Source organism: Serratia sp. PAMC26656, from assembly GCF_016469055.2.
Lineage (GTDB): Bacteria > Pseudomonadota > Gammaproteobacteria > Enterobacterales > Enterobacteriaceae > Serratia > Serratia plymuthica.
The window spans coordinates 1058451-1073834 of record NZ_CP150486.1 but is presented as its reverse complement, the minus strand read 5'-3'; the positions used below and the strand labels follow the sequence as shown (position 1 = coordinate 1073834).

The 15384-nt window shown below is 58.7% G+C and carries 16 protein-coding genes; 4 read left to right on the top strand and 12 right to left on the bottom strand.

Annotated features, from left to right (window positions below; all coding sequences use genetic code 11):
- Positions 1-30: 30 nt before the first annotated feature.
- The 3 genes from JEM67_RS05635 to JEM67_RS05625 form a co-directional block, all read right to left on the bottom strand.
- Complete coding sequence (locus JEM67_RS05635) at positions 31-975, bottom strand: ABC transporter substrate-binding protein (protein WP_013811702.1); 945 nt, start codon at positions 973-975, stop codon at positions 31-33.
- Between the two features lie 104 nt (positions 976-1079).
- Complete coding sequence (locus JEM67_RS05630; protein ID WP_199636595.1) at positions 1080-2069, bottom strand: ABC transporter permease subunit; 990 nt, start codon at positions 2067-2069, stop codon at positions 1080-1082.
- 28 nt (positions 2070-2097) lie between these two features.
- Complete coding sequence (locus JEM67_RS05625; protein WP_013811700.1) at positions 2098-3618, bottom strand: sugar ABC transporter ATP-binding protein; 1521 nt, start codon at positions 3616-3618, stop codon at positions 2098-2100.
- 141 nt (positions 3619-3759) lie between these two features.
- Here JEM67_RS05625 and JEM67_RS05620 point away from each other — a divergent pair, with 141 nt between their 5' ends.
- Positions 3760-6372 (top strand): ATP-binding protein, encoded by a 2613-nt coding sequence (locus JEM67_RS05620; RefSeq protein ID WP_199636596.1) that lies wholly within the window; start codon positions 3760-3762, stop codon positions 6370-6372.
- Positions 6373-6460: 88 nt separating this feature from the next.
- Complete coding sequence (rdgC, locus tag JEM67_RS05615) at positions 6461-7372, top strand: recombination-associated protein RdgC (protein ID WP_013811698.1); 912 nt, start codon at positions 6461-6463, stop codon at positions 7370-7372.
- Positions 7373-7638: 266 nt separating this feature from the next.
- Here rdgC and ppnP read toward each other — a convergent pair whose 3' ends face one another.
- The 3 genes from ppnP to JEM67_RS05600 all read right to left on the bottom strand — a co-directional run bounded on the left by ppnP (position 7639) and on the right by JEM67_RS05600 (position 8896).
- Positions 7639-7926 (bottom strand): pyrimidine/purine nucleoside phosphorylase, encoded by a 288-nt coding sequence (ppnP, locus tag JEM67_RS05610; protein WP_004949189.1) that lies wholly within the window; start codon positions 7924-7926, stop codon positions 7639-7641.
- Positions 7927-8243: 317 nt separating this feature from the next.
- Positions 8244-8444: a YaiA family protein gene (locus JEM67_RS05605; protein ID WP_013811697.1), complete on the bottom strand. Its 201-nt coding sequence runs from the start codon at positions 8442-8444 to the stop codon at positions 8244-8246.
- Between the two features lie 47 nt (positions 8445-8491).
- Complete coding sequence (locus JEM67_RS05600) at positions 8492-8896, bottom strand: nuclear transport factor 2 family protein (RefSeq protein ID WP_199636597.1); 405 nt, start codon at positions 8894-8896, stop codon at positions 8492-8494.
- 98 nt (positions 8897-8994) lie between these two features.
- On the opposite strand from JEM67_RS05600, the gene JEM67_RS05595 reads away from it, so the two are divergent.
- Positions 8995-9756 carry a helix-turn-helix domain-containing protein gene (locus tag JEM67_RS05595; RefSeq protein ID WP_199636598.1) on the top strand — a complete coding sequence of 254 codons (762 nt, stop codon included), beginning with the start codon at positions 8995-8997 and terminating at the stop codon, positions 9754-9756.
- Here JEM67_RS05595 and JEM67_RS05590 read toward each other — a convergent pair.
- The 5 genes from JEM67_RS05590 to JEM67_RS05570 form a co-directional block, all read right to left on the bottom strand.
- Positions 9713-10300: a TetR/AcrR family transcriptional regulator gene (locus JEM67_RS05590; RefSeq protein ID WP_199636599.1), complete on the bottom strand. Its 588-nt coding sequence runs from the start codon at positions 10298-10300 to the stop codon at positions 9713-9715. The genes JEM67_RS05595 and JEM67_RS05590 overlap by 44 nt on opposite strands.
- 81 nt (positions 10301-10381) lie before the next feature.
- Positions 10382-11428, bottom strand: coding sequence for an aldo/keto reductase (locus tag JEM67_RS05585; RefSeq protein ID WP_199636600.1), 1047 nt, complete (start codon positions 11426-11428; stop codon positions 10382-10384).
- A gap of 178 nt (positions 11429-11606) precedes the next feature.
- Positions 11607-12131 (bottom strand): shikimate kinase AroL, encoded by a 525-nt coding sequence (gene aroL / locus JEM67_RS05580; RefSeq protein ID WP_004949177.1) that lies wholly within the window; start codon positions 12129-12131, stop codon positions 11607-11609.
- Positions 12132-12248: 117 nt separating this feature from the next.
- Entirely contained in the window at positions 12249-12767 is a 519-nt protein-coding gene (locus JEM67_RS05575; RefSeq protein ID WP_199636601.1) for a GNAT family N-acetyltransferase, read from the bottom strand.
- 94 nt (positions 12768-12861) lie between these two features.
- Positions 12862-13977 (bottom strand): ABC transporter substrate-binding protein, encoded by a 1116-nt coding sequence (locus JEM67_RS05570; RefSeq protein ID WP_199636602.1) that lies wholly within the window; start codon positions 13975-13977, stop codon positions 12862-12864.
- Positions 13978-14189: 212 nt separating this feature from the next.
- Between JEM67_RS05570 and JEM67_RS05565 the strand changes: the two genes are divergently transcribed.
- Complete coding sequence (locus tag JEM67_RS05565; protein WP_013811690.1) at positions 14190-14651, top strand: GNAT family N-acetyltransferase; 462 nt, start codon at positions 14190-14192, stop codon at positions 14649-14651.
- On the opposite strand, the gene JEM67_RS05560 is transcribed toward JEM67_RS05565, so the two are convergent.
- Positions 14652-15209 (bottom strand): class I SAM-dependent methyltransferase, encoded by a 558-nt coding sequence (locus tag JEM67_RS05560; protein ID WP_199636603.1) that lies wholly within the window; start codon positions 15207-15209, stop codon positions 14652-14654.
- Positions 15210-15384 lie beyond the last annotated feature (175 nt).

Genomic DNA, 15384 nt, shown 5'->3' with positions numbered 1-15384 from the left:
CCAGACTGAGCCGGCCCCTGTCGGCAGAGGTTATTTCACCGTCCAGCCTTTGTAGCTGCCGATATTATTCTTATCGATCATGGTCACCGGGATCAGCACCGGGCCGGTTGGCGCGGGTTTGCCCTGCAGAATGTCGTAACCGATCTCGACCGCCTTGGCCGCCATCACCTGCGGATCCTGCGCCGGCGTCGCCACAAACAGCGATTTTCCACCGCGTTTGAGTGCCTCTTCACCGTCCGGCGAACCGTCTACGCCGACGATAAAGAACTCGCTGCGCTGCGCCTGCTTGGCCGCCAGATCGGCGCCGATCGCCGTCGGATCGTTAATCGCGAATACGCCGTCGATCTTCGGATTGGCCGCCAGCAACGAGGTCATGATCTCCAGACCGCCTTCGCGGCTGCCCTTGGCGTTCTGGTTATAGGACAGCAGCTTGATATCCGGGTGTTTCTTCAGCTCGGTCATGCAGCCTTCCACCCGGTTTTGCACCGCAGAAACCGGCGGCCCGTTGATGATCACCACGTTGCCTTTCTCTTTCAGGCGATCGCTGATGTATTTACAGGCCATCGCACCCGCCTGGGTGTTATCCGAAGTGATGGTGGCGTCGGCGCCTTCGGCCGCCACGTCTACCGCCACCACCACGATGCCGGCGTCCTTGGCGCGTTTGACCGCCGGGCCGATGCCTTTGGAATCGGCAGCGTTGAGGATGATCATATCGACCTTGGCGGCGATAAAGTTGTCGATCTGCGCCACCTGCTGGCCAAGATCGTAACCGCTCGACACCAGTGTCACATTCACCTTGTCACCGGCCAGCTCACGCGCTTTCAACTCCGCGCCCTTGGTGATCTGCACAAAGAACGGGTTGGCCAGATCGCCCACCGTCACCCCGATAGATTTCAATTCTTTCGCCTGGACCACAGAGGCGCTGCCGAGCGCGGCGGTAACCAACAAAGCGGTAATCAATGGCTTGAAACGCATAGTGTTTTCCTCATAATTTTTGATATACGAAAAACCTGCCCTGTTGGGCCTCAACAAACCTGCCTGCCTCACTCTGCCTTCCCCTGTGGATTTCGACAGGAAAATCAGTGTTGATAATTGCGGGTGCGGTATTTATCAATCAGCACCGCGATGATGATCACCGCCCCTTTGATCACCAATTGCCAGAAATAAGAAACCCCCATCAGCGTCATGCCGTTGTTCAGGGTCGCGATAATCAGCGCCCCCACCAGCGTGCCGGTAATGGTGCCGATGCCGCCGACGAAGCTGGTACCGCCGAGGATCACCGCGGCGATGGCATCCAGCTCATAACCCATACCCAGGTTGCCGTTGGCGCTGTAGAGTCGGGAGGCGCTCATCACCCCGCCCAGCCCGGACAGCAGGCCACTCATGCCGTAGACGAACAGCAGCACCGCGCCCACCTTGATGCCGGTCAGACGTGCGGCCTGTATATTGCCGCCCACCGCGTAGATATGAACCCCGAGCGTGGTGCGACGCAGGATGAACCAGCACAGCGCGATCACCGCAAAGGCGATAATCACCAGCCAGGGAATCGGCCCCAGATAAGAATTGCCGATCCATTCAAAACTGATATTCGAGTTGATGATGGTGGTGCCGTCTGCCAGCAGATAAGCCGCGCCGCGCAGGGCAGTGTAGGTACCCAGCGTAACGATAAACGGCGGCAAACCGGCGTAAGCCACCAGAAATCCATTGAACAGCCCCATCCCCAACCCGGCCAGCAGCGCCAGCGGGATCGACAGCCCGGCCAGGCCAGGCATCAGGGAAACCGCCATCGCCACCACCGCCGTGGTGCCCAGCATCGAACCGACCGAGAGATCGATGCCGCCGGTAAGAATGATGAAGGTCATGCCCGCGGCCAGCACGATGTTAATCGACGCCTGACGGGCGATATTCAGCAGGTTGGCATCGGTAAAGAAATTCGGCGCGACAAAGCCGAAAACCGCGACGATCAGGATCAGGATCGGCAGGATGCCGACGGTTTGCATCATATCGCCCAAGAACGCCCGTTTCAGCGTGGGATTTTTTGCGCCAGGCGGCAGCGGATTCGAAGTCATGGCAGGCTCCTTGAGCGTACGGATTGAATTATTCATGGTCGGCGATTTCCACGGCGGTTTCGACGCCGGTAGCCAGCGTCATGATGTTTTCCTGAGTAATGTCGCTGCCGCTCAGTTCACCGGCGATACTGCCTTCGTGCATGACGTAAACCCGATCGCTCATGCCGACCACCTCAGGCAGTTCGCTGGAGATCATCAGGATCGCCACTCCCTGCTGCGCCATCTGGCTCATGATGCGGTAAATTTCGCTCTTGGCGCCGACATCGACGCCGCGCGTGGGTTCATCGAGGATCAAAATGCGCGGGCCGATCGCTACCCAACGTGAAATCAGCAGCTTTTGCTGGTTGCCGCCGGACAAGCCACCGGCGCGGACCTGAGCATGCGGCACACGGATATTCAGCAAGCCGATAGCGTCGCTGGAAATGATCTGCGCCTTGCGGCGATTCAGCAGACCGTAGCGGCCATCGCGCTCCAGCGTTGCCATAACGATATTTTCATGCGCCGCCAGATCGAGAAACAGACCCTGCTCCTTGCGGTTTTCGGTGAGAAAACCGATGCCCAGAGCGATAGCGTCGCGCGGTGAATGGATATTGGCCGTTTTGCCGTCAATCTCCACCGTGCCGCCGCTCGCCTTGCGCACACCGAAAATCAGCTGCGCCAGTTCAGAGCGCCCGGCGCCCACCAACCCGGAAAGGCCGACAATCTCGCCGGCGCGCACCTGCAGGCTAATCGGCTTCACTTTTTTGCCGTCGGTCAGCCCGTGCAACGTCAGGCGCGGTTCGCCCACCGCAATCCCCTGTTCCTTATTGAACAGATCGCTCAGCGGGCGGCCCACCATCATGCGCACCAGCTCGCTGGCGGACAGCTTGTCGCGCGTCAGGCTACCGACGTACTGGCCGTCACGCAGCACGCTGACGCGATCCGACAGTTCGTACACTTCCGCCATGCGGTGGCTGATGTAAATGATCGCCATACCCTCATCGCGCAGGCGCTTGATCAGCTCGAACAGCCGATGCGTTTCACGCGAAGAGAGCGCCGCCGTAGGCTCGTCCATCACCAGAATGCGGCTGTTGCGATGCAACGCGCGGGCGATTTCCACCTGCTGCTGCTCGGCGATGGTTAATTTCATGACCCGATCGCCAGCGCTGAACTGCGCGCCCAGCCTGTCGATCACCTTCTGCGCTTCCAGCAACATCTGCTGGCGTTTCACCAGACCACCGCGCTGGATCTCGCTGCCCAGAAAAATGTTCTCCGCCACCGTCAGATTCGGTGCCAGATTCATTTCCTGGTAAATCAGCGTGATACCTGCCGCCAGGGCGTCTTTTGGCCCTTTGATGGCGAACGGCTGCCCATCGATAAAAATTTCCCCGCTGCTGGCGATATACGCGCCGGCCAATATTTTCATTAACGTGCTTTTACCCGCGCCGTTTTCACCCATCAGCGCGTGGATCTCACCGCGATATACCGTCAGGTCGACGCCTTTCAGCGCATAAAACTGACCAAAACTCTTGGCGATGTTGTGCATTTCCAAAATCGGGGTCACGCTCATCGTCATACCTCAGGCTGCGGTTCGGATTACATGCAGTTAACCACACATAAATAAATGCAAAATGTCAGCGCCCGTTCATGTTTGTCATATTGTTAATGGAACGGGGATTTATACTGCGAACAGTCAGTTACGGGAGATACGATGCGCAGACTGCCTTTCCTTGCCGGTGCGCGTGGGCGCCTGCTGATGTTCAACCTGCTGGTGGTGGCGGTGACGCTGATGGTCAGCGGCGTGGCGATCGTCGGCTTTAAGCATGCGGGCAAGCTGCAGGAACAGGTGCAGGCGCAAACGCTGAAAGAGATGAACGGCAGCATGGCGCTGAGCCGGGATACGTCGAACGTCGCCACCGCCGCCATCCGGCTTTCGCAGGTGGTTGGCGCGCTGGAGTACCAGAGCGAATCCGCCCGGTTGAAACAGACCCAGTTGGCGCTGCAGGCGTCCCTCAACCGATTGGCGGACGCCCCGCTGGCCCACAGCGAGCCGGCGCTGGTCAAGCGTATCATCAGCCGCAGCAACGCCCTGGAAACCAGCGTCACCCGCATGCTGGAACTCGGTCACGCACGGCACCTGCAACGCAACATCCTGCTCAGCGGGCTGTACCAGACGCAGAGCACGCTGCGGCATATCTCCAGCCTGAGCCAACGCGATAATCTGGACCAGCCTTCGCAGCCGCTGCTCGGCCAGATCGACCGGCTGCTGGCAATCGCCATTCAGACCCCAACGCCCAAGGCGGCCGCACAGCAACTCGACAGCGTAATGGTCTACTGGCCGCAGCACAGCCCGGATGCGTTGGTGGACGAGAAAATGCGGCAGTTTCGCGCCAGCGAACAACGCCTGTTGCCCGAAACGCTGGAGCTGGAACAAAGCGACCTGGCACTCGCCTATTATACCTATCACATCAAAGCGTTAGTCGCGATGCTCAACGACGACATCAACCTGTACGTGCAAAAGGTGGCGAACGAGTCGGAGCTGCGCACCCACCAGACGCACCGTGAGCTCAGCTCCATCAGCGTATTTATCGGCCTGTTCGCTCTGCTGGCGTTGGTGATTACCGGCTTCGCCGGGCTGTATATCTACCGCAACCTCGGTTCTAACTTGACGGCGATCGCCAACGCCATGACGCGGCTGGCGCGTGGTGAACGCGACGTCAGCGTGCCGGCGCTGCAACGTCGCGATGAACTGGGCGAACTGGCGCGGGCTTTCAACGTGTTTGCCCGCAATACCGCCTCGCTGGAACAAACCTCTCGCCTGTTGAAAGAAAAAAGCACCCAGTTGGAAACTACCTTTCTGGCGATGCGCGACGGCTTTGCACTGTTTGATAACGACGGACAACTGGTGGTGTGGAACCCGCAATACCCGCTGCTGCTGGGACTGGACGAACACCAGTTGCACCGCGGTCAGCACTACCGCGAGTTACTGCAGCACGTAACGCCGCCACGGGGCCAGCGCTGGGAGGCGGTGCTGGCCAATCTGTCCAGCGAACTGCCGCAGCCGCAGGAACTGCGTCTGGATGACGGCCGCACCGTCGAACTGCGTTTCAGCCCGGTGCCCAACCGCGGGGTGGTGAACGTGGTGCTCGAACGCACCGAGCGCAAGGCGCTGGAAGAGGCGCTGCTGCACAGCCAGAAAATGAAGGCGGTCGGCCAACTTACCGGCGGCCTGGCGCACGATTTTAACAACCTGCTGGCGGTGATTATCGGCAGCCTGGAACTGACTACCGGGCAAACGCAGGACGCGCAAACCGCACAACGCATCGCACGAGCGCTGAAAGCTGCCGAACGCGGCGCGCAACTCACTCAGCGCCTGCTGGCGTTCTCACGCAAACAGGCGCTGCACCCGCAGGCCATCGCGCTGCGCACGCTGGTGGAAAACCTGCAGGAACTGCTGCGCCATTCGCTGCCCGCCACGCTGTCACTAACCATTGAGGCGCAACAGCCCGGCTGGCCGGCGTGGATCGATGCCAATCAGTTGGAAAACGCGCTGATCAACCTGGTGGTCAACGCGCGAGATGCGATGGAAGGCCGCAGCGGGGTGGTGAAGATCCGCATTTATAACCAGCGGGTGGTGCGCAGCAGCGGCAAAAAACAGGACATGGTGGCACTGGAAGTGATCGACACCGGCTGCGGGATGTCGGAGGAGGTCAAGGCGCAGGTGTTCGAGCCCTTCTTCACCACCAAGGCGGTCGGTAGCGGCAGCGGGCTGGGCCTGTCGATGGTTTACGGTTTTGTCCGCCAATCCGGCGGGCGTGTACAGATTGAAACCGCGCCGGGCAAAGGCACGCTGGTGCGCCTGCAGTTGCCCCGTGCGCCCATGCAGGCGGTAACGGAAACGCCGCTGCTGCCGCTCGACGACAGTGACGGCACCGACAATCTGGTGCTGGTACTGGAAGATGAGAACGACGTGCGCCACACGCTGTGCGAACACCTGCACCAGCTCGGCTACCTGACGCTGGACAGCGCAGACAGCCAGGAAGCGCTGGCGCTGCTGCGCCAGACGCCGGATATCTCGCTGCTGATAAGCGATCTGATGCTACCGGGCGAACTGAACGGCGCGCAGGTGATTGAGCAGGCACGGGAGATCAATCCCCACCTCTGCGCTCTGCTGATCAGCGGCCAGGACATGCGCCGCCACTCTCAGGGAGATCTGACTGAGCCTGAGCTGCTGCGCAAGCCTTTCAGCCAGCGGCAACTGGCGCTGGCGCTGCAACGAGCGCGGAGAAGAAACGCGGCCGGCGACGCAATTCAGAGGGAATGAGGCGATTTTTCGCCTCTGATTCGTTATCATGCCGCCCTGCTTTTGATGAACAAGCGTGCCGACTGCACGCCCAGCCAGGGACAACATTATGCTGTGGTTTAAGAATTTGATGGTTTACCGTTTGAGCCGCGAAGTTGCGCTAAACGCGGATGAAATGGAAAAACAGCTCAGCGCTTTTGCTTTCACCCCTTGCGGCAGCCAGGACATGGCGAAAACCGGCTGGGTCTCCCCAATGGGTTCCCACAGCGACGCCTTGACGCACGCGGTTAACGGCCAGATCGTCATCTGCGCGCGCAAGGAAGAAAAAATCCTGCCTTCGCCGGTCATCAAGCAAGAGTTGCAGGCCAAGATTGAACGCCTGGAAGGCGAACAGCACCGCAAACTGAAAAAAACCGAGAAAGACGCGCTGAAAGATGAGGTGCTGCACAGCCTGCTGCCGCGTGCCTTCAGCCGTTTCAACCAGACCTTTATGTGGATCGACACCGTCAATGACCTGATCATGGTTGACGCCGCCAGCGCCAAACGCGCGGAAGATACCCTGGCGCTGCTGCGTAAAAGCCTGGGTTCGCTGCCGGTGGTGCCGCTGACCATGGAAAGCCCGATCGAGCTGACACTGACCGAGTGGGTGCGCTCCGGTGAGTTGCCGGCCGGTTTTATCATTCAGGACGAAGCGGAACTGAAGGCGATTCTGGAAGACGGTGGCGTGATCCGCTGCAAGAAGCAGAACCTGATCAGCGACGAAATTGCGGTGCATATCGAAGCCGGCAAGCTGGTGACCAAACTGGCGGTGGACTGGCAGGAACGCATTCAACTGGTGCTGGCGGACGACGGTTCGCTCAAGCGCCTGAAGTTTGCCGACACGCTGCGTGAGCAGAATGACGATATCGATCGTGAGGACTTCGCCCTGCGTTTTGACGCCGATTTTATCCTGATGACCAGCGAACTGGCGGCGTTAATCAAGAACACCATCGAAGCCCTGGGCGGCGAAGCCCAGCGTTAAACACACAAAGGCGCAAATTACTGCGCCTTGCTCTACATACGCCGCTTTTGCAAAACAAACAGCATACCCAAATTAATTGGAGTTGCAGCTAGGCGGCAAGTGCGGGACAAATCGGTCGGGAACCGATTTGAACAGCGCTTGCGCTGCCCAAAGGGTGAGCCTCAGGACGAGGCTCATTTATCCCCAGGAGCTTACTCAAGTAAGTGACTGGGGTGAGCGCACGCAGCCAACAACGCTGCAGCTTCAAGTAAGAAGGGTATGGATTACTAACTTAAATAACGGCACAGATAGGCGGTTGCATCAGCCACCTGCAGGTTGAACTCACTGTGAGCCGGTACGAAAAACTTCTCACCCGGCATAAACACCTGCCAGTCCGGCGAGCCCGGCAGCAACACTTTCAACGCGCCGGTAATCACGGTCATCTCTTCCGGCTGGGCGGTGCTGAAGGTGTACTCACCCTCTTCCATCACACCAACGCTGGCAAGGCCGATGCTGCTACTATCGAAACCGATAGACTTCACTTTTCCGGCAAAATACTCGTTCACTTTCAACATAGACTGGCACCCGCATAATCAACTTTATGAGAAATCCATATTGGGGGATTGCGCTTGATCTGTCACTGGTTTTTCACGCGAAATGCGATCGGGGCGCAGAGTAAAATTCTGCCCGGCGATCGGTCGTCAGCCTGCCGTTCTGAACCCGCAACAAAAACAGCGCCATACCACCACCGGACAGTCAGCGTCATGGCATTTTATTCGCATTCGAATCAGATAATTAACTCAGCGACCGGCAAGATCAATGCGCACGAAGTGGCCTTAAGCAAAAGGCAAAAAAAGAAACCGGCATCGCGCCGGCTTCTGTAGGGTACAGGTTAATCTTCCAGCGCCGGATCCTCGTAGCGATGCTTGGCGTCGAGCGCTTCCTGCTCGGTCGAATGCTCACTGAGCAGCGTATTCGGCTCAATGTCGTCGGTGCGCACCTCAAAACGATGCATATGCAAGCTGGGGTCGCCCCGGTCAACTTCGACCACCCGAGCGGTTCTCGGATAGCCTGGTCGGTTATTTTCGCGCATGCTGTTCTCCCGTGTGAATCACACAGGGTTAAGTATAGCAGCCGAGTTTATGCCGACACGCGCGATCCCAGATCGCGATCGCCATGTTCGCCTTCCAGCAGCTGCGTCAGCTCATCGCAGGCACAGATCTTGCCGCCACGTACGGTGAAATGTGCCAGTACTTTGACCAGGCTGCGGCCACCGTCGCGCTTTTCCACCCGTACCTGATGATGCGTCAGTACCGCCTCCCCCTGTCCGGCGACGGCGATAATTTCCAGCGCCATGCTGCGGGTGAGCTGCTTCAACAGCGCCATATGCTGCATAAATTGCGCATAATCGAGTACTTTGCCGTCCACCTGCTGGCGGTAATCTTCGCTGAACAGTTCAGCTATCAGCGTCGGTTGGTGTTGCGAGCAGGCAACCACCCGCTGCAAGGCGTCGAGCACCACGGCTATTGAGGGATTTTCGTTCATAGAGGATCTCCAAAAATGGAATGACGCGGGGATCATAGCGAAGGCAGGCGGTGGCATAATAACCGTACCTGGACTTTTTATACCGGTAATCGGCCAATATGATGATTCTGCGCAGCGAACGGCTTTTGCATGAGAAAAAACACCTCACGCCCTGGCACCACCATGCCGACGGGCAGATCTATCTGTTAACGCACGGCATGATGGCACTGGAAACCGCAGGGAGACAATGGGCAATGACCGCAGGCAGTATCGGCTGGTTGCCGCCACACTGCGCACACCAGGCGTTGGCCTGCGGTAACGTGGCGGGCTGGATCCTGTATCTGGGGGAACAACGCGGTGCGGCGCTGCCGGAGCATCCCCGGCTGAGCGCCGCCTCACCGCTGATTCAGGCGCTGGTCGAGCGTATCGCGCAGTTTGCCGGGCAGCCACTGAGTGCATCGCAACAGCGGATGTTGCAGGTATTGCTGGATGAAATGCACGCTCAGGAAAGCCCCCCGCTGCAACTGCCGCTGCCGCAAGATACGCGGCTGCTGAAAATAGCCCGCGCACTGCTGAACGAACCTGCCGGCGAGCGCACTCAGCGTGAATGGGCCGACTGGGCCGGGTTAAGCGTCCGTACCCTGAGCCGCCGTTTTATCGGCGAAACGGGCGTGACTTTTTCACGTTGGCGCCAGCAAGCCAGGGTGCTCCGCTCGCTGGAACCGCTGTCACGGGGGGAACCCGTCGGCCAGATTGCCGGTGACTGCGGTTACGACAATGTCAGTGCCTATATCGCCGCCTTCCGCGAGCGTTTCGGCACCACGCCGGGGCGGTATTTTACTCAACGTCCGCCGGTAACAGAGCCTGACGCGCCGCGTTGAGGAACTGTTCCGACAACGCGTCGTCGCGAGTCGCCCGCGCCAGCGTCAGTGCCCCCACCAGCATCGCCATCTGCGCCAAAGCCTGCTGGTGCCGCTGCTGTTCATCTTCCAAGGGCGACAGCGACTCCAGCCGCGCCAGCATCGATTTTGCGCCGCTCAGGTAGGCCTGGTGTACGGGTTTATCGGCCCCTTCCCGCGCCACGTCGGTGGCCAGCGCGGTGACCACGCAGCCCTCGGCGGGACAGTCACGGTGTTTCACATCCAGATAGCTGTCAACCAGGGTTTGCAAAGTGTGTTTGCCGGGCTGGCTGCTCAACGCCTCCCAACGATGGCCCGACTCCGCCGCCGCTCTGCGGCTGGCTACCGCCGCCAGCTCATCCTTGGAGGCAAAATGGCCATAGAAACCGCCGTGGGTCAGCCCCACTGCCGCCATCAGATCGTTAACGCTGACGCCGTTCAGGCCACGTTCACGAAACAGTTGTGAAGACACCTGCTCAATCGCCTCGCGATTGCGTTCCATTTGTTGCTTTGATACCCGCGCCATGGTGTTTTCTCCTTATCAATCCGGCATCATCTTAGGCCATCCGCTGACCGCACTCAATGATGATGCCTTTCATCAAAAGACTCAGGCACGCGGGGGGCGCGGTGCAGCAAAACGGTCGCTGTCACCACCCTGCGCTCGCGCCAGCGTGTCGGCAATCTGCCGGTGAGGCGTGCCGGGCTCGATAGCGCTTACCCGATCAAGACGCGCCACTTGCTCTTCGCTCAGCGTCAGACTGAGCGCCGACAACGTATCGTCCAGTTGCGCTAACGTGCGCGGCCCCAGAATGGGGATCAGGCTGGTGCTGGAGTTCGCCGCCCGGTTGCGCAGCCAGGCGATGGCGACGTGAGTCGGTTGAACACCGTGCTCCTGCGCTATGGCCAGCACTTCATCCAGCAGCGCGGTATCTTTCTCGCGATGCACCAGGCGCCCCAGCTCGGCCAGCCGCCCGGCGTTGCTGTGGCGATATTTCCCGGTCAACAGACCGCCGCCCAGCGGCGACCACAGCGTAGCGGCCATCCCCAACGCTTCGGCCATCGGCAGCAGTTCGCGCTCGGCGGTACGTTCCACCAGGCTGTATTCCACCTGAATGCCGGCAATGCGCGCCCAGCCGCGTAACTCGGCCAGGGTATCCGCCCGGGCAATGCGCCAGGCCGGGAAGTTGGACAGCCCGGCATACTGGATCTTGCCGGCGCGAGTCAGATCGTCAAAGGCGCGTACGATCTCCTCAAGCGGGGTCAGATTGTCGGAGAAATGCGCCCACAGCAGGTCGATACGATCGGTTTTCAGGCGTTTCAGGCTGGCTTCCACCGAGGCGATCATGTTTTTACGGCTGTTGCCGGTGTGCGCAACACTTGCCTCCGGCGCAGCGCCCAGCGTGTACTTGGTGGCGACGACGAAGCGATCGCGCTCGGCGGCGATAAATTCCCCCACCAGCTGTTCCGACTGACCAAACTGATAGGCGTCAGCCGTGTCGATGAAGTTGCCGCCGGCGTCGACGTAGCGATCGAATACCTGCTTGGCCTCTTCTTTTTCCGAACCGTAGCCCCAGCCCGTGCCAAAGTTGCCGGTGCCCAGAGCCAGTTCGGCAACGCGCAGGCCGGTGTTGCGACCAAAGGTGGTGTATTTCATACAGATGCCTCGCAATAAGCTTGTGTTAAATATCATAAATGATGGTTATCATTTATTTATATATGTCACTTGTCATTTATAAAGGCAAGCGCGATTTGTCGTCAGACCGGAAAAATCAGGGGAGAAAAACAGAGTATTGGGCACAACGCACTGTGCCCAAAGGAAAAGTCGCGGTGGATTATTTTACCGTTTCGCGCTGCAGCGCCGAGAGGATTTGCTCGACCACCTGCTGCGGGCTACCGGTACCATCCATGACGAAATGCGCGGCCTCCTGATACAGCGCTTCGCGCGCCGCCAGCACTTCAAGCATCTCTTCGGCAATTGGGCGGCCGGTGAGCGTTGGGCGCTGCGCGTCCTGCGGATACTCTTCCAGCCGCTGCGCCAACACGTCCGCAGGCGAACGCAGGTAAATCACGGTGCCGTGCTGGCGCATGAAGCGACGATTCTCTTCCGCCAGGATCATGCCACCACCGGTGGCAACTACAGTTGACGGTTGCGTCACGGTTTGCAGCGCAATGCTTTCACGGCGGCGAAAGCCCAGCCAGCCTTCATGCGCGACCATTTCCGCCACGCTCATTTGCGTGGTCTGCTGCATAAACAGATCGGTATCGGTGAAGTGATAGCCCATTGTCTGCGCCAGTGCGCTGCCCACCGTGGTTTTACCGGCTCCGCGAGCGCCTACCATGAAAATGGTTTGTGTCATTACGGGTTGTCCCTTATACGGTGACTTGATTGCATTTGTACGCCTGAAGATCGGCGCGCAGATCGTGCGATGGCGTGATTGCTTGCATCATACCGCCATCAGCCTGTATTTCAATATTTACGATAGTGTAAATTCCATTGCACAGCGGCTACCGGCAACAAATCCCTGCGCCGCCTCTTCAGCAAGCCGTTGCCGCAGCGGCAAGCTGAGTCGTTCGACAGCGACCGGCTGGAATCCTAACCGCTGGTAGTAAGGCGCATTCCAGGGCACGTCGATAAAGGTGGTCAGCGTCAGGCGCTGCGCCCCCTGCGATTTTGCCAGCATGGCAACCTCGGCGATCAAACGTCGGCCGATACCGCGCCGCTGCCAGTCGGCGGCCACCGACAACTCCGCGATGTGCCAATCCTGCCGTTGCGGCAATACGGCGATAAACCCGGCCACCTCACCCAGGGTGCTTTCAGCCAACCACTCCTGCTGTTGCTGAATAAAATCAGCATGCTGCTGACGGCTCATCACCGGGCCTTCGGCAAGAAAACGCCACGCCGGTTGCTGAAGAAACAGCTGCGCCGCCGAGCGTTCAATGGCGATCAGTTGGGGAATATCCTGCAGTTGCGCTAAACGAACAAGCGGGCTCATCGGGTTCTCCTTAACGACCGGGCGGCTATGTAACTCAACGTCGGTATTGAACGCAAGCCGCCAGGGGCTGTGCCCCCGGCAGCCACGTCTGGCGTTATTCGTTATTCAGTTGGCTCCAGTAGGTGCCTGAAAAAGGTAACGGCAAAAATTGCTGGTATAGCTGCTTAAAGGTCTGCTGCGGATTGATGTCTGCAAACAAATCCGGATAAAAAGCTTTGGCAAGCATCTCGACCGCCACGACGTGATACGGGCTGAGATAGAAATTGTGCCAAATGCTCCAGGCCTGGCGGCTCTTGATCGCTTTCAGGTTGGCGAGCATCGGCTGTTTTTGCATGATCATGCGGAAGCTTTCATCAGCCTCCTGCTGAGTAACCCGCGGCCCAAGGCGCAGATCGGAAAAACGCTTGCCCTCCGGCCCGGCCATGCCGGTAGCGATGTAGATATCAGGGTTGGCGGTCAGGATGGTTTCCGGATTTAACTCGCCGAAGACGCCCTTGATGCTGGCGTTGGCGATATTGTCACCGCCGGCAAAGGCCACCAGATCGCCAAGATTGCCGTGCGCAGCGGTGGTACAGCAGGTTTCGCGCCGCCCGAGGTGCAGATGCAGCATCACCTTGGGTTTTGGCCCTTGGTAGCCGGCCAGCCGCTGCTGAATCACCGTCATATGCTGCTGATAGAAACTGATGAACTGCTCCGCCCGCTGCTGGCGATTGAGCACTTCGCCCAGCAGACGCACGCTCGGCACGGTATTGTTCAGCAGATCAACCCGTAAATCGACGTAGATAACCGCAATACCGGCCTTGTTCAGCGCCGTTAGCAGAAAATCGCTGTCGCCCTCTTCGCGCGCGTAACGGGCGAGGATCACCAGATCCGGCTTCAGTTGGATCAGGTTTTCAACGTTAACCTGGCGGAAATTACCCTTGCTGATGGAAGGGATCGCTTTGATCTGCGGGAATTTTTGCGTATAGAGCTGCCAGCTTTGCGCATCATAACGCGCCATGTCTTCCGGCCAGCCGACGACGCGCTGAGCAGGATTGCCCGGCTCCAGCAGCGCCAGGGTATACAGCATGCGACTTTCGCCCACCACGATGCGCTGCGGGTTATCCGGCACGTCGACCTGTCGGCCGGTAATGTCGGTGACCATTTTCGCCTGAACGCTAAAAACGCCGAACAACAGGGAAAGCAGCAGTAAAATGAAAGGATTGCGCATAAGTAGGCCGGGGGCAGCTAAAAGATGGGTGCATGATAATTACTCTCATTAACAGTTTCAATTGATAACGCGCACAGGACAGGACAAATCCGCTGAATCACAGTGTTTCGGCGCTGATAAATGCAAAACCGCCGTAAATGTGATTTTCTACAGTGAAAATCGGCCGATAAATCGATAAAAATGGCGAGATGGGAAAAACCAGAGGAGCACAGATGAGCCAATGTATTGTTTCGCTAACGGAATGCCCGCAGTACAGCGATGTTTGCGCCGCATGGGCCTTTGGCCAATGGGGGTCTCAGCGCGGCGGCTCGCTGGAGCGCACACGCCAGCGTTTTGCCCTGTGCACCCAACCGAGTGAAGACTATGTCACCCTGTTGATACTCGACGGCGAACGCCCGCTGGGCATGGCCAGCCTGTGGCCGAGCGACGATCATCAGCGAAGGGATCTGTCTCCCTGGCTGGCGGGGGTTTTTGTTCATCCTGATCACCGGCGCCAGGGGATTGCGCAGCGTCTGGAAGCCGCTATCGTGCAGTTGGCTCGCCAACGTAACCACCCCGTCTTGCACCTGATCACCGACAAATCAGAGGCTTTGTATGCGGGCTGGGGCTGGCACACGATCGAGCGTCGGCAGCAATATGATGGCGAAGTGGTGGTGATGGAGAAAAAACTCTAGCTAGCGCGGCGTGCAGATATACACCAATGCCGGCGGGAAGTTACGCACCACCCGCACCCGCTTCCAATGAAAGTAGCGAGACAGCAGCTTTTCCGACAGGTGACTGTACTGGAACAGGACCAGGGTGCCGCCACGTGCCCGCAACCGCTGCTGGGCTTGCTGCAGAATACGGATGCTGACTTTAACCGGAATAGACAACAACGGCAGGCAGGAGAACACCACGTCATAGTCGCGGGCCATCTCTTCTGCGGAACGGTCCATAACGTGCAGGCGGCGATCGTCAATCTTGCGCAGCTGATGCACAAAATTAGGCTGGATCTCAAACGCTTCGAGCGAGGCATCGGCGCGCATGCGCCCCAGTATGCGTTTGGTGAGCACCCCATCCGCGGCCCCCAGCTCGGCAATCGACAAGGCGCTTGTCCATTCGATCTGATTCAACATTGCCTGACACAGCCAGGGGGAAGAAGGCGCCAGGGTGCCAATGGTGCGCGGTGAAGCCATAAACTGCTGGAGATAGGAAAAGTGGTTCTTCAGTTGCAGCCGTGTCGCATTTAACATTGGGGCCTCCGTTGGGTTGAGTAGCCACCAATCTGCCCTCAATTTCTTAAGTATTCATTAACATGAATCCGAAAGCCATCGAAACAGTTGTAATAAAATGCGACCGGCGAGCGCCAAAAACGCGAAACGGTTGCGGTAATAATCTTAGGGCAATCAAACAACAGCATTACCGGTC